The sequence below is a fragment of the Acinetobacter sp. ANC 4648 genome, assembly GCF_002135345.1.
In the GTDB taxonomy this organism is placed as follows: domain Bacteria; phylum Pseudomonadota; class Gammaproteobacteria; order Pseudomonadales; family Moraxellaceae; genus Acinetobacter.
The window spans coordinates 30,927-54,414 of sequence record NZ_NEGI01000010.1; the positions used below are offsets into that span (position 1 = coordinate 30,927).

21 protein-coding genes are annotated in these 23,488 nt (G+C 36.6%); 6 read left to right on the forward strand and 15 right to left on the reverse strand.

The genetic code is table 11. From position 1 onward, the window contains the following. Positions 1 to 96: 96 nt before the first annotated feature. Together B9T27_RS14170 and B9T27_RS14175 are read right to left on the reverse strand one after the other, a co-directional pair. Positions 97 to 627, reverse strand: a complete 531-nt coding sequence (locus B9T27_RS14170; protein WP_086207454.1) for a gamma carbonic anhydrase family protein — start codon at positions 625 to 627, stop codon at positions 97 to 99. 29 nt (positions 628 to 656) lie between these two features. Beyond that, on the reverse strand, positions 657 to 1,280 hold the full coding sequence (locus tag B9T27_RS14175; RefSeq protein WP_086207455.1) for a CoA pyrophosphatase: 624 nt from the start codon (positions 1,278 to 1,280) through the stop codon (positions 657 to 659). A gap of 123 nt (positions 1,281 to 1,403) precedes the next feature. Between B9T27_RS14175 and B9T27_RS14180 the strand changes: the two genes are divergently transcribed. Next, positions 1,404 to 1,952 carry an NUDIX hydrolase gene (locus tag B9T27_RS14180; RefSeq protein WP_086207474.1) on the forward strand — a complete coding sequence of 183 codons (549 nt, stop codon included), beginning with the start codon at positions 1,404 to 1,406 and terminating at the stop codon, positions 1,950 to 1,952. Between the two features lie 64 nt (positions 1,953 to 2,016). On the opposite strand, the gene B9T27_RS14185 is transcribed toward B9T27_RS14180, so the two are convergent. From B9T27_RS14185 to B9T27_RS14210, 6 genes are all read right to left on the reverse strand, one after another. Next, complete coding sequence (locus B9T27_RS14185) at positions 2,017 to 3,933, reverse strand: hypothetical protein (RefSeq protein WP_086207456.1); 1,917 nt, start codon at positions 3,931 to 3,933, stop codon at positions 2,017 to 2,019. Positions 3,934 to 3,950: 17 nt separating this feature from the next. Beyond that, positions 3,951 to 5,210, reverse strand: coding sequence for a putative pilus assembly protein FilE (filE, locus tag B9T27_RS14190; RefSeq protein ID WP_086207457.1), 1,260 nt, complete (start codon positions 5,208 to 5,210; stop codon positions 3,951 to 3,953). Next, the gene (locus B9T27_RS14195) at positions 5,210 to 6,874 is read right to left on the reverse strand and encodes an OmpP1/FadL family transporter (protein WP_086207458.1); all 1,665 of its coding nucleotides are present in this window, start codon (positions 6,872 to 6,874) and stop codon (positions 5,210 to 5,212) included. The genes filE and B9T27_RS14195 overlap by 1 nt, the downstream gene beginning before the upstream one ends. 12 nt (positions 6,875 to 6,886) lie before the next feature. After that, on the reverse strand, positions 6,887 to 8,068 hold the full coding sequence (locus B9T27_RS14200; protein WP_086207459.1) for a hypothetical protein: 1,182 nt from the start codon (positions 8,066 to 8,068) through the stop codon (positions 6,887 to 6,889). A 46-nt stretch (positions 8,069 to 8,114) separates the two neighbouring features. Continuing rightward, positions 8,115 to 8,948: a C39 family peptidase gene (locus B9T27_RS14205; RefSeq protein WP_086207460.1), complete on the reverse strand. Its 834-nt coding sequence runs from the start codon at positions 8,946 to 8,948 to the stop codon at positions 8,115 to 8,117. Positions 8,949 to 9,145: 197 nt separating this feature from the next. Beyond that, positions 9,146 to 10,039 carry a DUF6160 family protein gene (locus tag B9T27_RS14210; RefSeq protein ID WP_086207475.1) on the reverse strand — a complete coding sequence of 298 codons (894 nt, stop codon included), beginning with the start codon at positions 10,037 to 10,039 and terminating at the stop codon, positions 9,146 to 9,148. Positions 10,040 to 10,286: 247 nt separating this feature from the next. Between B9T27_RS14210 and B9T27_RS14215 the strand changes: the two genes are divergently transcribed. Beyond that, a complete protein-coding gene (locus B9T27_RS14215) occupies positions 10,287 to 11,648 on the forward strand; it encodes an anthranilate synthase component I family protein (RefSeq protein WP_086207461.1) in 1,362 nt (453 codons plus the stop codon). A 13-nt stretch (positions 11,649 to 11,661) separates the two neighbouring features. On the opposite strand, the gene hisC is transcribed toward B9T27_RS14215, so the two are convergent. The 7 genes from hisC to B9T27_RS14250 all read right to left on the reverse strand — a co-directional run bounded on the left by hisC (position 11,662) and on the right by B9T27_RS14250 (position 18,696). Next, positions 11,662 to 12,750: a histidinol-phosphate transaminase gene (gene hisC, locus B9T27_RS14220; protein ID WP_086207462.1), complete on the reverse strand. Its 1,089-nt coding sequence runs from the start codon at positions 12,748 to 12,750 to the stop codon at positions 11,662 to 11,664. 75 nt (positions 12,751 to 12,825) lie between these two features. Beyond that, positions 12,826 to 14,127, reverse strand: coding sequence for a histidinol dehydrogenase (gene hisD / locus B9T27_RS14225; RefSeq protein ID WP_171263412.1), 1,302 nt, complete (start codon positions 14,125 to 14,127; stop codon positions 12,826 to 12,828). 213 nt (positions 14,128 to 14,340) lie between these two features. After that, entirely contained in the window at positions 14,341 to 15,036 is a 696-nt protein-coding gene (hisG, locus tag B9T27_RS14230; RefSeq protein WP_086207464.1) for an ATP phosphoribosyltransferase, read from the reverse strand. Next, complete coding sequence (gene murA, locus B9T27_RS14235; RefSeq protein WP_086207465.1) at positions 15,036 to 16,292, reverse strand: UDP-N-acetylglucosamine 1-carboxyvinyltransferase; 1,257 nt, start codon at positions 16,290 to 16,292, stop codon at positions 15,036 to 15,038. The genes hisG and murA overlap by 1 nt, the downstream gene beginning before the upstream one ends. Positions 16,293 to 16,298: 6 nt before the next feature. After that, positions 16,299 to 16,550, reverse strand: a complete 252-nt coding sequence (ibaG, locus tag B9T27_RS14240; RefSeq protein ID WP_086207466.1) for a BolA family iron metabolism protein IbaG — start codon at positions 16,548 to 16,550, stop codon at positions 16,299 to 16,301. Between the two features lie 143 nt (positions 16,551 to 16,693). Next, on the reverse strand, positions 16,694 to 17,035 hold the full coding sequence (gene hpf, locus B9T27_RS14245) for a ribosome hibernation-promoting factor, HPF/YfiA family (protein WP_086207467.1): 342 nt from the start codon (positions 17,033 to 17,035) through the stop codon (positions 16,694 to 16,696). Positions 17,036 to 17,244: 209 nt separating this feature from the next. After that, complete coding sequence (locus B9T27_RS14250; RefSeq protein ID WP_086207468.1) at positions 17,245 to 18,696, reverse strand: RNA polymerase factor sigma-54; 1,452 nt, start codon at positions 18,694 to 18,696, stop codon at positions 17,245 to 17,247. 503 nt (positions 18,697 to 19,199) lie between these two features. On the opposite strand from B9T27_RS14250, the gene B9T27_RS14255 reads away from it, so the two are divergent. The 4 genes from B9T27_RS14255 (at position 19,200) to B9T27_RS14270 (ending at position 22,472) form a co-directional block, all read left to right on the forward strand. Continuing rightward, positions 19,200 to 20,099, forward strand: a complete 900-nt coding sequence (locus tag B9T27_RS14255) for an amino acid ABC transporter substrate-binding protein (RefSeq protein WP_086207476.1) — start codon at positions 19,200 to 19,202, stop codon at positions 20,097 to 20,099. 96 nt (positions 20,100 to 20,195) lie between these two features. Further along, the gene (locus B9T27_RS14260; RefSeq protein WP_086207469.1) at positions 20,196 to 21,038 is read left to right on the forward strand and encodes an amino acid ABC transporter permease; all 843 of its coding nucleotides are present in this window, start codon (positions 20,196 to 20,198) and stop codon (positions 21,036 to 21,038) included. Between the two features lies 1 nt (position 21,039). Further along, complete coding sequence (locus B9T27_RS14265) at positions 21,040 to 21,717, forward strand: amino acid ABC transporter permease (protein WP_086207470.1); 678 nt, start codon at positions 21,040 to 21,042, stop codon at positions 21,715 to 21,717. Between the two features lie 11 nt (positions 21,718 to 21,728). Next, a complete protein-coding gene (locus tag B9T27_RS14270; protein ID WP_086207471.1) occupies positions 21,729 to 22,472 on the forward strand; it encodes an amino acid ABC transporter ATP-binding protein in 744 nt (247 codons plus the stop codon). The last annotated feature ends 1,016 nt before the right edge of the window (positions 22,473 to 23,488 follow it).

Here is a 23,488-nt window from a genome sequence, read left to right on the forward strand (position 1 = left end):
CATAGAAACAAAAAAGCCAAGGCAGAATCTGAGGAAGATATGCTGGACTATAAAATTACAGCTATGCTTCAGCTTAATTTATAAAATACAAAAATCTTAAAATTCAAATTTTTCTAAATCAATAAAATCCTTAAAATGCGATGCATAATGCAGAGCACTCATTTTCAAGCGGACTTCAGCATGCTCATCTAAAGTTTTCACCACTTTTCCTGGGGAACCGATCACTAAGGAATTATCAGGAATGATTTTACCTTCTGGAATCAAAGTATTTGCACCAATAATACAATTTTTGCCAATCACAGCATGATTTAAAACCACAGCATTAATGCCAATCAAACTATTATCACCAATGGTACAACCATGTAGAGTCGCTTGATGCCCAATCGTGACATAGTGACCAATATTCATTTCGATCCCAGCATCGGTATGTAACACTGCATTTTCTTGCACATTACTAAAGTCACCCAAGCGAATCACACTATTATCCCCACGAATCACAGCACCAAACCAAACACTGACCTGCTGCCCTAGCTCAACCTGTCCAATCACCGTGGCACTATCTGCAATCCACCCATCCCAAGGTTGCTGTATTGCTTTCGGAGAATGTCCTTTAAAGGTGTACATCATAAAATAAAATCCTTTTTCAACAGTCGCAATTAATGATCTGTTGTTTTATTAAAAATCTGTGATTTAAACGCAGGTGAATTTAGCAAAAAAGGCCATGATTTTTGATAATTTAAGCCATATTGAAACAGCGAAATCAAAATTCGGGCCGTCAGCCCCCAGACAATCTCATTCTCAACACGTAGACTTGGAAAATATAAGGATTGATGTGCCAATCGTACTTCATACGGAATAGGTTTTGATTCCATTAATTTTTTTAAAGATACAAAAAAAATACGATCAATTTCGCTAGGCTGCGCAATTAAGTTTATTTCTGCTGGAATTAAACCGACTACGGGTTTAACCGTCATCCCACTCTTAGCCCTTTCCATGGGTAAATCACCCAATAATTTAACATCAAATGGATTCAGTGCAGTTTCCTCCCAGGCTTCTCTGAGAGCAACCACAATATTACTGGTATCACTGGGGTCACGCTTTCCCCCTGGAAAAGAGACTTCACCAGCATGATTATTTAAATAGACAGAACGTCGCGTGAGTAAAACTTTAGGATCCGATTCATTGGTAATCGCTATTAACACGGCTGCATTTGCAGGCTTCATTGTTTTGGAAAAGCGTAAGCGCTGCTGCAATTCTTGTGTTAATAAGTGATCCTGCATGGTGCTCTCTTCCTTTTTTGTTGTGACTTTATCATATATGAAATTTTATGGATGAGGCTATAAATGATGCGAAAATAGCAAATTTCGGTTATGCTGAGTTATCTTGCAAATTCAATGAAGCTTATGAGTTTTTGTACTGCCTGCGGACATAAAACAATAGACCAGATTCCTTTGGGAGACCATAAAGTTCGCCAAATGTGTTCAAATTGTCGAACTATTCATTATATTAATCCAAAAGTCATTTGTGGTGCTTTAGCCTTATGGGATAATAAAGTTTTACTCTGTAGACGTGCAATTGAACCACGCTATGGATTATGGACTTTACCTGCAGGATATATGGAACTTTTTGAAACCATGGAGCAAGGTGCCGCACGTGAAACCCGTGAAGAAGCTGAAGCTGAGGTAGAAATAGAACAACTATACTGCATGTATAACATCCCTCGTATTGGTCAAATTTACGTGTTATTTAAAACTCAACTTGTGGATGGAAAATTTGGTGCAGGTGAGGAAACTATTGAAAGTCGTTTATTTTCAGAAGATGAAATTCCTTGGGAGAGTTTAGCCTTTCCAAGTGTTGAACGAACTTTACGTCACTATTTTGAAGATCGTAAAAATGCTCAATTTCCGATGCATTTAGAAACATTAGGCAGTCGCTTAGATCACACTGGTTAATTGAATAAAAAATTTATACTATAAAAAAACCATCCTAAAAGGATGGTTTTTTTAACTTAAATCTTTATTTGGTTTTTAAAGTATAGCAACTTGGTAGTTCGATATTAATAGTACCACTTGATCGCTTGGCTAAATCTAATTGAGCCTGATTGGCTTTATCTTTATTCGCACTATTAAAGATAGATTGAGAAATGGCTTGCAGATTGCCCCACTGAGCCTCAGTTGCATACTGTCCATTCCAACCAGTAATATTAATACCGTGTGCTGTTGACTTATCCACAATTAAATTTTGTAAATTCATACGCACACCACCCGAAGTAAATGAAGGCACATCACCTGAGCCAGTCTGTGGTAAGAACATCAAACTTTCATTTAACCCAACTAAGACACCATCCAAATTACCAAAAACTGGATTAGATAAAATCATCCGTAATGTTAATGATTTATCACTATTATCATAGTTTGCAGCACCTGTTGTTCCAATACGATATTGTTGAACCCCACTAGCTGTGTCTTTATATGTTGTCGGATTCACATCAGAACATGTAGCTGAACTTAAATCAGTACTAGTGGCATCCGCACCAATATTGGTTCGAATATCCCCTTTTTCATCCACCACAATGCCCAGTTTAACCTTAGGAAGAGTTTTATCTTCAAAACTAAAGATAAGGTTAGCATACAGTGGGAATATATATTGCTCACCCGTCTTCACAGTATTAACGGTTTGAAATACACGTTTATCTAAATACGTTGCAGGATTGGTCTTATATACATCAATAGAACCAGTAAATTGATCATTTTCAATATTTTGTTTCCACTTCCCATAAACACTTGGATCTACTGGCGGTTTCGTATCACCCGTGACCCTTTTATACATAAATTCGGTACCAGGAATTGTGGTTCCATTGAATAATGTTCCTTGAAAAATTTCTAAATTATTCGCTAAGTTATTTGCTGAATGTAATTTAAAGGGTGCTGAAATTCTTTTACTAAAAGGATCAATCCATTTAGATTGTGCATCGGCATCTAACTTTTCAGGTGCGACTTGCGTTAATAAATTAATACGAGCAATTGAACTAATGACTTGATCACCAGTGGTAATCGGTGTTCCCATCCACTGTACGGCATAACCTGTGGTATAGCCTTGACGTGTCGTTAATAAATATAAGTTTGCAATGGCTTCTTTACCTGAAGGGCTCGAACCATAAAAACCACCTAAATCAACATTTGGACCTGAAACAGCAAGAAAGTTTGCTGTATAAATATTAACATTGGCAAGATTAATGAGCTGCTCAGCCACTTGTTGTGCAGCAGTTTCACTCACTAAGTTTACATTTAACCAAGGTTGCAAAATATTGACATAACTTCCATCTAGAAAATTGCCAACATCCACAGAGGACTCAATTTTGCTTAAATTATTTTTAAACTGTTTCGATAACTCTAAAGGTTGAATATCCCCGACTAAATTTGTATCTTGAGTAACAGCAACGGCTTGAAAAATACGTGTCAAACCCACCATAACTTTAAATGTATCATCACTCATAGACATCGATACAGGTGCTTTGCCTGTCATTGCTGTCGCTATATCAATTAAACCAATTTGCGTCGGTTGTGCAGTTACTTTTAATGGATTTAACTTACTTAAATCAACCGAACCTAGAGTTATTTTTTTACTTGTTTCAGACCCCTGAATATAAAAATTAACTTTATCTCCAACACCACAACCCCCAATTGCTACATTTTGAACCATTTCAGTAATAAAATGATTTTTTTGATCACTACTACAGTCAAAATTGAGCCCTTCAATAGGATAATCTACCACAAAAGATTGACACTTTTCCGCAGTTGGTAGACAACCATTAGTCGATGTTACGATCCCTTTATTTGGGTCTTCATGGATAACGGCACTTTCGCCACCACAACCTGATAAGGCTGCCACCAACCCAGTTAAGGCAAAAGGTATAATAAATTTATTTTTCATAATCCTAATCTCTTTGCTTATCGAATAACACTAAGCTTGATTTGTCCTTCATTGGACAATTGTTTATTTTCAACATCTATAGCTGATGATAACGGGGTCATAAACAGATATGCCGCGGATTGTGGTTTTTTTAATACCCCTTCAATCGCTGCATGCTGAAAATCACTTTCAGCAAATTCTTGATTTTTAAAACCACTGACACCCTCAATAACACATCCCTTCTGATCTAAAAACACGACCAATGGCCAATAATAACTTGGCGTTTTCTGTGAAGATGCAAATGAGGTAAATAGAATATCTTGAACCTGAGGATCTATTTTCACCACTTCATAGACAAATTTCTCTTTAATCGGTGCTACAGGCCAAAATCCCGCTTCGCGATTATTCAGCGTTAAAGACTTCGCCTTCGTCATTTTTTTATCAGTAAAACATGTCTGTTCTAGGGTATTTACAACTTCTTCTTTCGGTAATCGATAATAAGTCGAAGCCAGAATCATCGGCGAATTTACAATGGGTTTATCATTCTTCAATTTATCTAGAAATGAACGACTTAAACCTTTTTCTCTTTCAACTGTATCAAAACGGCTAGTACCGCCAACGACACTTGGCATGATGTAAAAGCGTTTTTTCCCTTCTAAATTAAATTCCTTATCTTCTAAAAACTCATTATTGACGTATTTTACACCATCAATAATGGTGTATTGACTTTCTAATGAACCAGTATTTTTCGTACTTTCAAGAATAGATTGAGATTCAGAGGTAGTTGTTTTTTGAATCAGAACTGGTATCTCTCCGGAGGGAAGAATCTGAGTCAATGACTGTTTTTGAGCTAATATTTGTTTCGATTGTTCTTTTTGGCTTTTATCACTTTGTTGTTGAGTACTCATATTATCTTGCAATAACTCAACATTTTTTTTGAGCTCTATGGTCTGAGGATTAAGATCAACTTGATCTTCTTTTAGCTCAGACCGTTTAGGTAAACTGAATTGATCAGGATAAATACTATTTGTAACCGAGGGTAAATCCCTTGTTTGAACCACACCAGCATTCTGAACTGTATGATTTTGTATCTTTGAAAGTTGACTCTCCTCCGTAGCAGATATTGCTTTTGGTTCATCAACTTTTTTTTGCACTGCCTTTTTTTGTTGTACCACCATTGGATGCCCGTCTGGTCCAATAATTGTATAAAAGCCACCTGCATACACCGTAGAAGCTATTCCAACAAGAAATAAAGTGCATGATGTATACATGGAAACTTTTAATTTTTTCGGAAACATTACCATCTCGTTCTATAATTTAAACCAAGAATTGTGACTTTGGTATTTGTTTTAATATTCAAACCCGCATAAGGATTTAATAGTAAATTATCGACACCCGTTTTATTGGCCATATCACTACTATTAGCTGGAATATTATCTCGACTACGTAAGAAACCAACGGATAAATCAATGTCAGTATCTTCATCAAAGCGATAGCCAAGCCCTAGACCAAAGAGTTGCGCATTATTAATCGGTACCAACGTATTTCGTTTACCGTCTGGAATCGAACTGGTTCGTGGCTCATAACCGGCACGAAATTTTAAACGATCAGTCGCTGAATATTCAAACCCAATCCCCCAGTTCCACGGCGATTGAAAACCTAAGGGTAAAGACAACGATTGATCAGATACATTATTAGATAATAATTTCGCAATTTTTAAAGCTGAAATTTGTCGATCAAATTCAAATTTAAACTTTTCCCATGCTTTAAAATCAGTCCAACCTAAATCGAAGTTAATTTGTAAATCAGGCAAAATTTTATATTTAATCCCGCCCTGAACATGCGCTGGATATTCTAAATCCATTGCAATTAAGCCAGATTCTGTTGGTGGAATATAGCCAGGGAATCCTAGAATTGCCGCTAAAATTTGTCCCGTGGCAGAAGAATTTAGACCTTTGATTAATTCTCGTGGCGCATTGGCGTTATCAATGAAATATTTTCCTTTTAAACGCATTTTTGCAGCACTTTGATAAACTATACCAAAGCCAAAATCATCACTCGGATCCCACAAAACCCCCACGTTAAAACTTGGACTTAAACTCTGCTCCATTGAAACTTGCATTTGTCCAAATTTACTAAATGGATTCATGCTTTCATTGGTATTACACATACCAAATAAAAGCAAATCTGTAATGACGTTAGAATTTTCCCTAAATGGCGCACAGACAGCTTCATCCACCATACGCAATACACCAATCATTTCATTGGGAAAGCGAAGATCCGTTTTCATTGCAACTGCCTGATAAGACATACCAACAGATGCACCAATCGAAAGTTCATCATTTACTTGATAGGCGATAGAAGGCGACAAATAAGTAATACGCTCAATTGCGACCTGTTGCCCCATGAAATTACCAGGATTTCCATCTTCTGAACCAAAACCAGCAACCATCGGTGCATAGGCTGCTGTTGCATAAGTAAGTTTCGATCCCGGTGGATTATATGAAATCCCTGCTGTTGGAGCGATTACAGGCCAACCTGCACCTAAATCCACCATCTTTTTTAATATCGGAACATACAAGCTTGCATATTCAACGTCACCATTGGCTTTATCTTTATAATCGGTACATAAACTTGAAGGATTATCAGGGGCATCATTACAAATCAATGGATCATCAGAGTATCCAAAGACGTTATAGCCTTGTGGGGCAGAAAATTCTTTCTGAATATCAAAATTAGCAACAATACCTTGTACATCGGTTTGTAAGCCTTTCAATTTAGTCAGTGCTGCTGGGTTAAAGTGAATTGCACTAATCCCTGGAGGATCTGCGGTAACCGCATTCCCCATTGTCAATGAACGAATATCAACAGATAAGTTTAAACCCAACTGAGCAAATACTGGTGTAGAGCAACCCGTTAAGAGAATAGCAGTAACTAACGGGCGTAATCGTATGTTTCTCATACTAACATCCCTTTAGATTGCTTTTTTCTTCTTACCAAAACCTAGAATATCAAGTGGGAAAGATAAACCTAATGAAACATCAGGCGAATCTTCAGTTAAACCAATCCCCAAAGTTCCATTTACAATTGTTTCTGGTGATACACGTACACCTAATGCAATTGAGAACATAGAACTGGTTTGACCTGCTGCTTTATAAGACTCACCATTGGTATAGGTAAACGAAGTATTACTATTAAATGATTGTTGGTAAGACATGGTCATAGAAACATCATAATTAAATGAGTAAGCATATCCAAATGAGAAACCACCTGTGATTCCTGGTTCAAATGTATCTAGAATACGTACTGTTTGATCACCACCACCACGCACTTGATTTAGCCCAGTTTCTTTTAAGCCATAGTTCGCAGAAACAGATGCAAAAAGCACAACAGGGTCAATATACTTACGAGTACTTGCACCAACACCAACGGAGTAATAGCCCTTACCTGTAGACAGTTCTTTTACAGGATTGATTTCATAGGGACTATCACCTGTTTTAGTTGACAGGCTACCAAATAAAATCAATGGTAAACGCCCTGCTTTCAGTGGAAATGGTTCCCAACGCGCACCAAAACCAATATCACCTAATCCAGCCGTCGTGGTATCTTTTAAATTATCTGATTTTGCAATTAAAGGAATAGATGCACTTAAAGTTAAATTATCTGATAAACCATACTGCCCAGAAAATGTATTGGTAATCGTATGACTGGCATCTTCATCAACACGAAGTTGATATAAGCTTCCCTCATTCAAGGCCGCATTAATTTGCGAATCACGGTAATATGTATAATCTAAATCATAAAAAATCGAAATCTCACTTTTCTTAATTAGAGAATATTGACGTTCATTCGAGGTAAAAACTTCTTGTAAATTGGTTTCCTTGGTCGCATCACCTTCTTGTTGTTTTAAAGCTTGAGCAGCTTGACTACCTTCTTTAGGCAGTAATGATGGTGTTTCATCTTTATTAATTATAACTGGTGCTATAGCTTTCGTTTGATTTGCTGTCGTAATATCACTTTGATTTTCGCCAACGGGCTGTTCATCTTGACTTTCAGCTACATCTACGTCTGATCCTGCTTCCGCTGCATAAACCCCTCCAATTGCCACCTGAATACTAATAGCAAGTAAAGTTCTTTTCATCCATTGATTATTCATTTGATTCCTACCAAAAGTTTGATTATTTAATTTTTAAATCCATTAATTATTTACGTTTATAATAGAGACGCATAAAGGTTGTAATTGGCTGATTGTATGTATCTGAGTTCTTGTTTTGGTCAATTACACGACGCATAGTAGATGCTCTATCTGCAACTTTATTCATATAATCTGTTGAAAATTGGGCATCTACCAGCGCATAACGATTAATTGTTGCATCATCTACATGACGTAAATCTGCATCCTGCAATGCTAATAAATTTTTTTGTTGCTCTTTTGGTACGCTAATTAAAAATAAAGTATTGTTTTCCCAAATCTGTTTAAAGCGTTCTTGGTCAAAACTAATATTACCTAAAGCTGGATCTGCGACATAGACACGACCATTTTTATAGGCTTTATAGACTACAAAATGCTTAAAACCCGCATAAGAAATAGGTACGATGACTGGTTTATCTTGTTTAATAAGATCTGAAAACTCACCTTTAAAACCGCCACTTTCAAAGCCAATAGCAGTTACAAATCGTTTCATATCTAATAATGAAAAACTACGCCGTTCTACAATACGATTATATTCTCCAAAACGGAGCAAACCTTCCATCGTTTGTTGTTCAGTTAACTGTGTCCCAACATGGCCATTCAATAATGTCGTCAGTGCAGCAGAACCACAACTGTAGTCATAGGCTTGACGTACAATACCTCTAAATTGGTTTTCTAAAGCTGGTTTAATCTCTACAGCTTCCCGATGGAATCTTGTAAAGGATTTATCTCGAGGATCAGCAAGTTCTGTGTAATACACAGCATCTGCTGGCTTCTGCTTAATATCTAATGCATGGCTGGCAAAATAATAGATCATTGCCGAACCTAAAGTAATTTCTAACATATTTTAACTATTCTAGTATCGGCAAAGAATGCCTTAAGTGCTGATATTATTTTTAGAGCAAACACTCTACTTTCCCTGTAAATAGAAGATACCTTTTTTTGTAAAAAAATACAGTATTTTTTTTACTTTTTGATGTATTTAACATTTTTTTTGTTAAAAAAAAACGCGTGTTTACACGCGTTTTTTACTCATACTAATTAGTGACCAGAAATAGTAATCATAGCGCCTGGTGTAGCTCCTGTTGGGCCATTAAATACTTTCAAACCACTAATAGCTACATCTCCAATTGAATTAGCTGCTGAACCTAAACCAATTTTTTGAATATAGATATCTGTTGGTTTTGTCATTGCCGTAATCACTAAACCAGTAGGTTTAACTGCAATTGCTGCATCTGTAGATAGATCAACACTATTCGTATCATTTAAATGAATTGAACCAAGTACGATATCACCACCACCTGCTCCAGATGCATCATGTAATGATAAATTACTAATCGTTAAACCACCTGTCATGCTACCAGCCAATTTAATCATCGCACCTTGTGGTGTATTACCTAACTGAATATTTGCTGAGGTAGCACCCGTGGTTAAATCTAGGCTATTCAAAATCGTTGCAGTACCTGCACCCACTTTATATGGAGTCGTAGCATTACCTGAAGCAACATCATTTACTTCAACTTTACCCAAATGAATATTTAAACCTGAAACTGCAGCACCAATATTCAAGAATGGACTACCAGCACCACCATCTGTATCAATCGTTACATCAGCAAGATTATGGCTTGGCAAAAGTGCACTTGTATTTGCACTAAGCACGATATTATTAACTGTAATAGCCCCAGCATGACCTTTGGTGTATACAGTTGGATTACCACCTGTAAGATTAACAGTATCGGTATAACCAGCAGCTAAACCATCTCCATCAAAAACATGTACTTTATCAATTTCAATTTTTGAAATGCCAATTCCAATGGAAATACCATCTTGACCAGTTGTAGCACTTAGCGATGCATCATCCATTGCTTGCATTGCCATTGCATTTGCACTGATTGTCACTGCGGAAACTAAAGCAAGTTTAGTAAATAATTTCATTTGTACTCTCCCAAGAGCATTTTTTTTCATTTTTTAACCACTCTCCGCAATCTCTATTGTTTTTTGCTTTTTTTACAACAGAAACATCAATCCTTGAGTAGTCCGTTTTGCCTTTTCAAATTAACTGCATGTTACTTTTTGTTCAACTACTGTTTATCAAAAAAGATAATTACCCGACAAACGGTATATGTGTGAATCAGTGTGCAATTTGTAGTAAAATGCTAGAAATTATTTTTTACTATTCAAGATGCTAAATACCTCATTTTTCAAGAAATCTTTAATATTTTCTGAGTCAAAAGTATCAGATATTTTAAAAAAGCTAGATTCTTTATTTGGTTGCGTTTATCTTGAAAATAACGAGGCCCCTATAGTTGCATTTTTGCCCTCAGAGTACTGTATATATCAGCATGATCAATTTGATTTTTATACTCGAACTAATCTCGTTGAATTTACCTTAAATACCTCAAATCAATCTTTAAAGCATTTTTTAAAACGCTCAGATTGCATAGACTCAAACACTAAAAACAATTTTATTTCAGATTTTCAGGGTGGTTATATTGGTTTTATTGATTATAATTTTTCTGTTCAAGCGCAAGTCTCCAATCACTTTAAAGCACAACCCAATCTATTTTTAGGTATATATAAAAGCTTTTTAAAATTTGAAGATCAGCACTGGATTTTCTATAGCACTGAACCAGAAGCCACCGAGCTATATGCCTTAGTTAATCAATTAGTCTCATCAGAACAAAGACCGACAGTATTTGAACTGGTCACCAGTACTCAGGCGCGCTGGTCTAAAGATCAATATCAACAGGCTTTCTTACAGGTACAAGAATATATAAAAGCTGGTGATTGCTATCAAATTAATTTAACACAAGAGTTTACGGCTAAAGCAAATGGTGCTTTGCTAGATACCGCAGAACAATTTTGGCAACTGACCAATGCACCTTATTCAGGCTATTTAAAAGTTAATGATTTTGAACTATTAAGTTGTTCACCAGAATTATTTATTAATTTTGAACAAAATCAGAAAATTGTAACAAAACCGATTAAAGGTACGATGCCTCGCTATCAAGATCCGATTTTAGATCTACAGTCTAAAAATACGCTAGCCAACTCACAAAAAGACCAAGCTGAAAATGTCATGATTGTGGATTTATTACGTAATGATTTGAGTCTTTATGCCGAAACGGGTTCAGTAAAAACACCTAAATTATTTGAAATAGAAAGTTTTAATCAGGTACATCACATGATCAGTGAAGTGACCGCAACCTTAAAAAAAGAAGTTAATCCTTTTGATGTCTTACTCTCAGCCCTCCCTGGTGGTTCAATTACAGGAGCGCCTAAAATTCGTGCTATGCAAATTATTGAGGAATTAGAAGGTGCACCACGTGGCGCATATTGTGGCTCAATGGGTTATTTTAATTTTGATGGCACAGGCTCATGGAATATTCTGATTCGTTCGATTCAAAAATATCAAGATGAAGTGTCTTTATGGGCAGGTGGTGGAATCACCATTGCTTCAAACTGTGATGCAGAGTATCAGGAATGTTTTGATAAAGTTTCTGCCATGCTTGATCTATTCAACACATGGCATAAACCAGAATAATCCAACATTCTATTTAAGCTAAAATATCGTTCCTTAATGTATCAATTAAACGCTGATTTTGCTCATCTGTACCGACAGTAATACGTAAAAACTGATCAATTCTTGGCTTGTTGAAATAGCGAACAATGATGCCACATTCACGTAATTTTTGAGCTAATTCACCAGCATCTTTCGATGCCAAAGATGCAAAGATAAAATTGGCTTTTGAAGGTAAAACAATAAAGCCTAGCGCCTCTAAATTAGCCACCAAGGTTTCACGACTGGCAATCACTTTTTGACATTGTATTTCAAAGTAAGCTTGATCTTCAAACGAAGCCACTGCCGCAGCAATGGCAAAGCGATCTATCGGATATGAGTTAAAACTATTTTTTACTGCTTCTAAGGCCGCAATTAAATGCGGTTGTGCGATCGCAAAACCCACACGTAATCCAGCCAATGAACGTGATTTTGAGGTCGTTTGGCAGACCACTAAATTTTCGTACTTTTCCACTAAATTCACTGCCGTCTCAGCACCAAAATCAACATAAGCTTCATCAATCACCACAACTGAATCAGGATTAGCTTTTAATACACGCTCAATTGCAGGCAGACCTAAAGCAATACTGGTCGGTGCATTCGGATTGGTGATAATAATACCGCCATTGGCTTGCTGATAGTCATCGATCTCAATTTCAAAATCATCATTCAGTGGAATTTCTTTAGTTTTCACGCCAAAAAATTGACTATAAACAGGATAGAAACTGTAAGTAATATCAGCATATAAAATGGGCTGTTCTTGTATAAAAAAAGCTTTGAAAATATGCGCTAAAACCTCATCCGAACCATTACCGACAAAAATATTAGCCACATCGACATTTTGTTGTAGTGCAATCGCTTGCTTTAATAGTGTTGCATCCGGATCAGGATAAAGACGTAATACATCTGCTGAATGTGCTAAAACGGCTTGTACAGCCTCGACCACTTTTGGAGAGGGTGGATACGGATTTTCATTGGTATTTAATTTGAGTAAGTTTTGGATTTTAGGCTGTTCCCCTGGCACATACGGTTCTAATTTACGTACTGTCGGGCTCCAAAAACGCATCTGTTCTGTTGTAATATTCATTTTTAAATATCTCGTAATAAAACGGTCATATGCTAAAAAAAAGGCTGATCAATCAGCCTTTTATATCATCAAAGCTTATTGATAACGGTAGCGTGCAGAACGTGCATGCGCATCCAAATTTTCTTGTTGCGCCAAAATATCTGCCGTTTTTGCTAAAGGTTTTACACCCTGTTCAGAACACATAATCAGGCTTGAACGTTTCTGGAAGTCATAAACACCCAATGGTGATGAAAAACGTGCTGTACCTGATGTCGGTAAAACATGATTTGGCCCTGCACAATAGTCACCAATGGCTTCTGGAGTATAACGCCCCATAAAGATAGCACCAGCATGACGAATATCTTCCGACATAGCTTGGGCTTCATCCACACATAATTCTAAATGCTCAGGTGCAACTTGGTTAATTAAATCAATTGCTTCTTGACGATTCTTGACCAATATCAATGCCCCACGATTAGCAATAGAAGTACGCGCAATTTCAGCTTTAGGTAATGCATCTAAATGTTTTTCAATCGCCTCAGCAACATCATTCAGTAACTGTTTATCTGGGGTTATAAATAGCGCTTGCGCAACTGTGTCATGTTCAGCTTGTGACAATAAATCCATCGCCAACCATTCGGCATTATTTTGGCCTTCAGCATAAACTAATATTTCTGATGGCCCTGCAATCATATCGATCCCGACTTGACCAAATACTGCTCGTTTTGCAGCAGCAACAAAGCGATTCCCTGGCCCAGTAATTTTATCGACCGCTGGAATAGTTTCTGTACCATATGCCAATGCCGCTACGGCTTGTGCTCCACCAATGGTAAAAACACGATTTACGCCAGCTAAATGAGCCGCAGCCAATACCAATGGATTTAAAACCCCATTCGGTGCAGGTACCACCATAATAATTTCAGGTACACCTGCAACATGTGCAGGTATAGCATTCATAAGCACAGATGATGGATAAGAAGCCAATCCACCAGGTACATAAATACCAACTCGATCTAGTGGTGTGACTTTTTGACCTAATGTATTACCCAATTCATCGACATAAGACCAGCCATCTTGTTTCTGTACTTGGTGAAATGTACGAATCCGCTGGGCTGCGAGTTCTAACGCCTCGCGAACCTCTGTCGTTAATCCATCAAAAGCAACTTTTAATTGCTGTTGTGAAAGCTCTAACTCTGAAAAGTGATACGCTGGATGTCGATCGAACTGCTGAGTCAGTTTAAGAACATGTGCATCACCATGTTGGCGTACATCTGCAATAATTTGGTCTACTGTTTTTAAAAGCTCAGGGTCACTCACTGTCTCAAAAGCCAACAAATCTGCAAAAATTTGTTTGAAATTTTGATCTTGAGTCGATAAACGTCGCATCAACTTATCCACATCGTGAAAAAAGGAAGCTTTAGTTTACCTTGTTTTAGCGAACTTTTGGACAGGATATCGCCATCTATCGGTATACCATGATGGAAAAATACTTTTAAAATGACTAAATAAAATGAAGCTTTTATAAAAAAGCTATCTAAGCTTGCAATCAATTATTCAAATAAAAAAACCGTCGATGCATCGACGGTTTTTTTATTCTAAAGAATAGAAGCTTTATTTCTGGCATTGACGCTCTGCAACTGCTTTCTCAAGCTGCGCAAGAATCGGATTTAACAAGGCTTGTTTACGTTTAAAGCTGGCTTTATTCACAATCAAGCGTGAAGAAACTTGGCAAATTTCTTCCAAAGGCTCTAATCCATTGGCACGTAAAGTATTGCCCGTATCAACTACATCGACAATGTAATCACCTAAACCCACAAGTGGTGCAAGTTCCATCGACCCGTAAAGTTTAATCACATCAACTTGCTCACCTAAGCTGGCATAATATTGACGGGTTAAGTTCACATATTTAGTCGCAATTTTTAAACGACCTTTTGGACGAACCATCCCGACTTTACCAGCCGTCATAAGTTTACACACCGCAATTTTCAAGTCGAGTGGTTCATAAACATTTTGTGCGCCATGTTCCATCAATACATCTTTACCAGCAACACCTAAATCAGCGGCACCATTTTCTACATAAGTTGGTACATCTGAAGCACGTAAAATTAAAATACGCACGTGCTTATGCGTGGTTGGAAAAATTAACTTACGGGATTTATCTGGATCTTCCAGTAAGTTAATTCCTGCTGTTTCAAGCAAGGGTAAAGTTTCTTTTAAGATACGTCCTTTGCTTAATGCTAAAGTTAAACCATGATCAAAATTGCCCATTACGTCAAAGTTTAGATCATCGTTTCTCATATCATTCATTAACTTACTCGCTTAATTTGGGCACCTAAACCCTGTAACTTCGCTTCAATATCTTCATAACCGCGGTCAATATGGTAAATACGGTCAATCAATGTTTCTCCATCTGCAGCTAAAGCTGCGAGAACTAAGGAGAATGAAGCACGTAAATCAGTTGCCATTACAGGCGCAGCAGAAAGTTTTTCTACACCAGTGACCACAGCATCATTACCTTCAATCTGAATATTTGCGCCCATACGTGAAAGCTCAGGTACATGCATAAAACGGTTTTCAAAAATCGTTTCAGAAATCGTTGCGAAACCACGACCAATTGCATTTACAGCCATGATTTGTGCTTGCATATCTGTCGGAAATTCTGGATGTGGTAACGTCTGGAAGCTAACAGCTTTCGGACGTTTGCCCATCATATCTAGTTCAATCCAATCTTCACCACGGGTTACTTCTGCGCCCATTTCTTCGAATTTATCTAAGACTGCTTCAAGTAAATTTGGATCAGTATGCGTAGTTTTAACTTTACCGCCAGTAATTGCAGCAGCAGCAAGATATGAACCGGTTTCAATGCGGTCAGCAACTACTGCATACTCACAACCATGTAAACTTTCTACACCCGTCACGACCAGCGTATCGGTATCTAGACCTTCAATTTTTGCGCCCATTTTAATTAACATTTGCGCAAGATCAGTAATTTCAGGTTCACGCGCAGCATTACGAATTGTGGTTACACCATCAGCCAGTACCGCAGCAGTCAGAATATTCTCAGTTCCACCCACAGTCACCATATCAAAGATGACTTCACCGCCTTTTAAACGACCATCAACTTTAGCATGTACATAACCATTTTCGACTTCAATATGTGCACCTAAAGCTTCTAATGCTTTTAAATGCTGATCGACTGGACGTGAACCAATAGCACAACCACCTGGAAGTGAAACTTGTGCACTACCATAACGCGCTAATAATGGACCCAGCACCAAAATAGATGCACGCATGGTTCTGACCAATTCATACGGTGCAAATTGATTATCTAAAGTAGAAACATCAGCTACAACGGTATCGCCTGTGTAACTAATTTTAACACCAAGACCAGCAATCAATTCCACTAAAGTATTGACATCTTTAAGGTTTGGAACATTGGTTAAAGTAATTGGTGAGTCTGCAAGAATCATTGCAGCGAGCAGTGGTAATGCTGCATTTTTGGCACCCGAAATACGTACTTCACCTTCGAGTTTCATACCACCTTGTATTAAAAACTTATCCATTAACGCTTAAGCTCCAAACAGACTAGCTTTACGCCATTCTTCTTTCGTCATTGCACGAATAGTCACAGCATGCACTTCACCACTGGCAATATATGAGTTCAATGGTGCATATACTGTTTGCTGACGAGCGACTGGACGTTTACCTTCGAATTGATTATCGACAATACGAAGTTCAAACTTACCTGCTTGTCCACTGACAGCGACTTCAGCATCAGGGAAAGCTGTTATTAAGATTTCAGTGAGCTGTTCACTATTCATTGCATCGACCTCTTATAGGACTGACAGTGTAAAAACCGTCTATTTTACTCTATTTAATAAATATAATTCATTAACTCGTACAAAATTATCGATAAAAAAAAGAGGTATTTTTCAACCTCTTTTTTATTCAAAGTTTTAAAAAATTAAGTTATCTGTATCTCAAGTGGCTGGAAATTGGTTTGCATGTCACGATGTCGTTGTAATTGTTTTTTAATTTTTTCCAGCATTTTTTTAATTGAAGCATACATATCATCCGCAGATGCCTGAGCAAAAAGCTCAATTCCAGGAAGACGAATGATGGCCTCTGCAATGTGATTTTCACTGCCTTTTTTTGAACGCTTATCGACCTGATGATCCTTGGTCAGTTTGACTTGCATACTACTGACTTGATCTAAATGCTGAGTCATAGACTCAAATTTTTGACGGATATTCTCTTCTATAGCTGGTGTAACTGTTAAATGATGTCCACGAATTGTAATTTGCATAATCTTATCCCTTTCCTTTGCAGGATGTGACGAGCCGTGTAGTTCAAACTACTGCATGACAGCATTTTCATGATAGAAAAGTTCATTACAGAATACTTTTGGGATCATTTCTGCAATGAATTCATGCAAGCATTTTCACTACTCCAAAAAACAAAAAAAGATTCATTATTTCGTCATAATGAATCTCTAGAATAATCACACTTCAAAATTTAGATCAAGACTTTTCTATCTGAAGAAGATGCAATATGTAACGACTCACGATATTTCGCCACTGTTCTTCTCGCAACATCAATACCATCATCTTTTAAAAGGTTAGCAATACTATTATCTGACAAGGGCTTGCGTGGATTTTCATCTCCAATTAACTTTTTAATTTTAGCCCGAATGGCTGTAGATGATGCCTCGCCACCAGAAGTTGTTCCAACATGACTGGAAAAAAAATATTTCAACTCAAATAAGCCACGAGGAGTAAGTAAATATTTATTGGTAGTTACTCGTGATACAGTTGATTCATGCAACTCGACTTCCTCTGCAACCTCTCTTAGAACCAAAGGCTTCATTCCCTCAACGCCCATTTCCAAAAAATCACGTTGATGCTGCACAATACAACTTGCAACCTTGAGTAAAGTCTTATGCCGCTCATCAATACTTTTAATAAAGTTTTTTGCTTCCAGCATTTGATTACGCAGATATTGATTATCACTACTTTGGTCTGCACGTTTAATCATGCCTGAGTAAAAAGGATTAATACGCAGTTTCGGTATAACATCTGGATTCAACTGTACATTCCAAGAGCCATTTTTCTTAGATACCACAACATCTGGAATCTGGTAATCAGAATCTTTATGCTCAAACTCCGCACCAGGATGCGCCTTTAGCGTTTTTAATAAATCCACAGCGGCCTTTAACTGCTCAAAATTCAGTCCCGTTTGTTTAACTAATTTATTCAGATCATTACTGATTAATAACTCATAATTTTTTAATAATAATAAAGCTTCGGGTCTAAATTGTGTATATATAGGCAATGCATCCGTTTGTACAAATAGACATTCAGCCAAATTACGCGCACCAACGCCAATGGGGTCAAGACGCTGAATGTGCTTTAGTACTGCCAAAATCTCATCCTCCTCAACCTCAACGACATGCCCAACTTGGGTTAATAAATGCTGAACAGATAGGATGATTTCTGCCAAATCTGCATCTAAAAAACCTTTTTCATCCAAAGCATCAACAATACAATAAGCAATCAATTTATCGATAGCTGAAAAATGCAAAAGATTAATCTGACCTAACATATGTTCTTTTAATGAAGTATGTCCCTGACGATTATCTTCTCGCTCTTCAAATTCTGGACGCTCTAGTGATGTAGATTGATGTGTATAAACATCATCCCAGTCGGTATCTACTGCCAGTTCATCAGGTAAATAATCTGCATTTAATGATTCTGACAACTCTTGCTCTTGTTGATCCTGTTTAGCAGGCTCTAAATTTTCACTTAAATCATCATCCTCAATTTTTTCAAGTAAAGGATTACTCTCGAGCTGAATCTGAATTTCTTGCTCTAATTCAAGACTGGATAATTGCAGCAATCGAATGGCTTGTTGCAGTTGTGGCGTTAATGACAACGAGTTTGCAAGCTTTAATCCAAGCGATAACTTCATATTGATACATATCCTTAATACTACAAAAGCATAAGCAAAAATTATGCCTACTTATTTTTATAGCACATCATTTTGTTATTTTGCAGTTTTTATTTTAAAAATAAATATTCATTTATTAACCTCGCATTAGGGGTTATCAACATTTAATTACTCTGAAAACTAGTACATGAATTTTAAAATCGAAAGCATATGAAAAAGATAGTGAAGCTCATCATTTGCAAAAATATAAATTGAAAAGCTATATGCTGAAATAAATACTAAATCCACTTCTTATTTTTTATTTTTCAAATAGAATATAAATATGAAAAAGTGATGTAATTCACATATTAGCTGTTCAAAATTATTATTTTTATCCTTTACTTATTTTAAGTGAAGGTATAAATATAAATAGATAAATGATGTATGAAGGATCATACATTTTGGCTCGATATTTGCTTATCAACAAATAGAGCAGATTTAATAACTACATACCGATCAAATAAATAGCAAATGGAGTCTTCATGATGAAGAAATTGTCTACCAAAGTTTTAACAACAACACTTGGCGTTCTTTTGGCTGGCGGTGCTTTTTCTCAGGTTCAAGCCGCAGATACACTGGCTAAAATTAAACAATCGGGCAAGGTCATTATTGGCTACCGCGAATCTTCAGACCCTATTTCCTATATTGTAGGCGGTAAGCCTATGGGGTATGCAGTTGATATTTGCAACAACTTTGCAAATGAACTGAAAAAAGACCTCAAAATGCCAAATTTGAAAGTAGAATATAAAGCAGTTACCTCTTCGACCCGTATTCCTGAAATGCTGGCTGGAAATATTGATATGGAGTGCGGCACAACCACCAACTCAGTTCAACGTCAACAACAGGTCAGTTTTTCTACCAATTACTATGCTACCGAAGTTCGTATGGCAGTAAAAGCCAATGCACCGATTAAAACGATTGCTGATTTAAATGGTAAAGCTGTTGTCACTACTCAAGGTACAACTTCTGATAAATACATCAAAATGGGTGAAAAAGGTGAAAAAATTAACGTAAATAATATTTACGGTAAAGATCACTCGGATTCATTTGCGATGGTTGCTTCTGGTCGTGCCGCAGCATTTGTAATGGATGATAATATTCTAGCGGGCTTAATTGCTAAATCATCGAATCCCAAAGAGTTTAAAATTGTAGGCCCTATTTTATCTTCTGAACCTTATGGCATTATGTTGCCTAAAGGTGATACAGCATATAAAGCTATTGCAGATAAAGTGGTCAACAATATGTGGAAAAACGGTCAAATGGCAGCTCTTTATAAAAAATGGTTCCAATCGCCAATTCCACCTAAAAATATTAATCTAAATATGCCAATGAGCCCTTCATATTTAAAACTTAAAGCACACCCAACCGATGCTGGTATTAGCTAAAATTAAGTTATAAAGATAAAAATTCATTGTAGATCAAAATATTTGCGTATTTTGATCTACAAATCATTTTAAAATTTAAAAATAAAAGGAGCACACATGTCGGTTGGCTCACTTAATTGGACAGCTTATTGTCTCCCCTCAAATGAATATAATCTAGATAAAGCCACATGGGCTGAAACTATATGTAAAGCTATCGGTGGTGAAAGTTACTCACCTGTTGCGGATGCTCCTACATGGTTACAACTTTTAGGTGCTGGTGTGTGGACCATGGTATGGACAGCACTTGCCGCCTTTGTGATTGCCTTTGTAATTGGATCTATTATCGGTATTCTGCGTACCGTTCCCAATAAACCACTGGCTTTAATTGGCACCTGTTATGTCGAGTTATTCCGTAATATTCCACTCATTGTTCAGTTATTTTTCTGGGCATTTGTATTTCCAGAACTGCTACCTTTAAGTTTAAGTACTGGTAGTGGTGAAATGGTACATGGTGGATGGTGGCAAAACCTTCTAAATGATCAGCCTGCTGTAATTGGAGTATTTGCCTTAGGCTTATATACTGCTGCACGTATTGCTGAGCAAGTTCGTGCCGGTATTATCACCGTATCTACTGGTCAAAAAAATGCGGCTTTTGCTATTGGTCTGACTCAAGCACAAAGTTATCGCTATGTTATTTTGCCGGTTGCATATCGAACAGTTTGGCCTACCCTAACCTCAGAAGCCATGAACGTATTCAAAAATTCTGCAGTTTTATATGCACTCAGTATTCTCAATTTTTTTGCTTACACCAAAACAATGCGTGAAGAAACTTCGCAAGATATTGTGATTCTTATTTTATCAACACCCGTGTATTTGATCATTACCTATAGCATCAAACTCATGATGGCATGGATTGAAAAACGCATGGCTGTTCCTGGCCTTGGCTCAGGAGATCAGTAATATGGACTTTAGTGTATTACAAAACAACGATGTCATTACTACCTTACTGCATGGCTTTAAATTTACAGTGACAGTCACCATTTTGGCAGTTATTGGTGGAATTCTCATTGGTACACCATTGGCAATGATGCGGCTTTCCAAAAATAAACTAGCCAGTAATTTTGCAAAAATTTATGTCGACTTCTTTCGTGGCGTACCGTTGATTCAAGTCATTTTTATTTTCTATTTTTTACTGCCTAAATTCTTTGAATTTCAATCAGATACTTATTACGGCCCGCTTTTTTCAAGTGTTGTGACTTTTGCAATTTTTGAAGCAGCATTCTTTTCAGAAATTGTTCGTTCGGGGATTCAGTCCGTATCTAAAGGTCAAGTCAATGCTGGCTATGCACTGGGTTTCACCTATGGTCAAACCATGTCAACCGTTGTATTACCGCAAGCGTTCCGTAATATGCTGCCGGTATTACTGACTCAGTCCATTGTATTATTTCAAGACGTTTCGTTGGTGTATGTGATCAGCGCACCTGATTTCTTAGGTAATGCCAATACCCTTGCAAATACCTATGGTTCAGAAACCAAAGCTACATTCTATCTGGTTGTGGCGATTGTTTACTTCTGTATTTCCTTTGCGCTTTCACGTTTGGTTAAGCGTTTACATCAAAAAATAGCCATAATTCGTTAAGGAGAATCGATATGCCAATGATAGAAATACAACATATCTCAAAATGGTATGGAGATTTTCAAGTTTTAACTGACTGCTCAACTGCTATAGAAAAAGGTGAAGTGGTTGTAGTCTGTGGGCCCTCTGGTTCAGGTAAATCCACCCTTATTAAAACGGTGAATGCCTTAGAACCATTCCAAGAAGGTGACATTATTGTAAATGGTACTGCACTTAAAGATCCCAAAACGGACTTACCTAAATTTCGTTCTCGCGTAGGCATGGTATTCCAGCACTTTGAACTATTTCCGCACATGACTGTGCTTGATAACTTAATGATTGGGCAAATTAAAGTACTAAATCGAAGCAAAGATGAAGCAAAGAAAAAAGCCCTTCAATACTTGGATCGTGTAGGTTTAGCTGTGCATAAAGATAAATTCCCTGGTCAACTTTCAGGCGGACAGCAACAGCGTGTTGCCATTGCACGTGGTTTATGTATGGATCCTGTATGTATGCTTTTTGATGAACCGACGTCCGCACTTGATCCCGAAATGGTTGGTGAGGTATTAGATGTCATGAGTCAACTGGCTAAAGAAGGTATGACTATGATGTGTGTCACCCATGAAATGGGGTTTGCACGTAAAGTTTCTTCCCGTGTAATTTTTATGGATCAAGGTAAAATCATTGAAGACTGTTCAACTTCAGATTTTTTCAATAAACCTGAAGAGCGGCATGAACGGACAAAACACTTCTTAGATAAAATTTCAGCAGTACATTAATTAAAAAAACCCCAACTTTCATTGGGGTTTTTCTTTAAGCTAATAAACTACAATATATTATTTTTAAAATCAAATTCTTACATTCAAACATATCGATTAAATATTTATGAGGTTGAAGTACCCTCTCTATCTTTAATTGAAACCTATTTAATTTAGATATCTCATCATTTATCACTCCTTGAGTTAAAGGGAGTCCTCCTTAATATCTGTATAACTTAGATGTGAAAAAATAAGTGACATATACTTTTTAGATAATGCCCAAATCACTTCTATTTCACATAAAAATTTACTATTAGAAAATAAAATTTATTTATATTGTTCCATTTCACTACTCAGTTTTATCTCCATTAATTCAGCCATTTCAAATAAAATTTCATTTTTTCAAAATTTATTTTGTAGTCTAATTGAAGTTTAGTAAATCAAGTATGTGCAATTTCATGATGAGATTTTAATAAATTTGCTCACACCTCAGTAAGACTAAATTTCTTATCTTTAAAAATCCAAGATTGAGAAATATTTTCGATGCCTAATATATCTTTAAACAACTTATCTATATTATCTTTGTTTAGTCTATTAAATTTTTAAGATTCATTACTATATTATTTTAATAAATTAATTAACTTTTGATTAGAGCCTATTTTAATAAAATCACTATCTTCTATCTGTTTTAATATATTTAAAGACTATTGCAATAAAAACTTGTCATATTGCAACTAAATAAAAAATATATGATTGACTTAAAAATTCACTTTTCATTCCATTTTTTCTATCTTAACTATGCTGTATGTACTTTAATCTAACTAATTTTTTAGATTAGAATTTTTTTGATGGTCATTTATATAAATTTAATGCTAACAACTTCTCTCGTTAATTCATTAACTTCCGCGCATAAAAAAACACCCCTTACATTGTAAGGGGTGTTTTTAGGAATAATGAGCTGGCGATGACTTACTCTCACATGGGTAACCCCACACTACCATCAGCGCTAAGAGGTTTCACTTCTGAGTTCGGGAAGG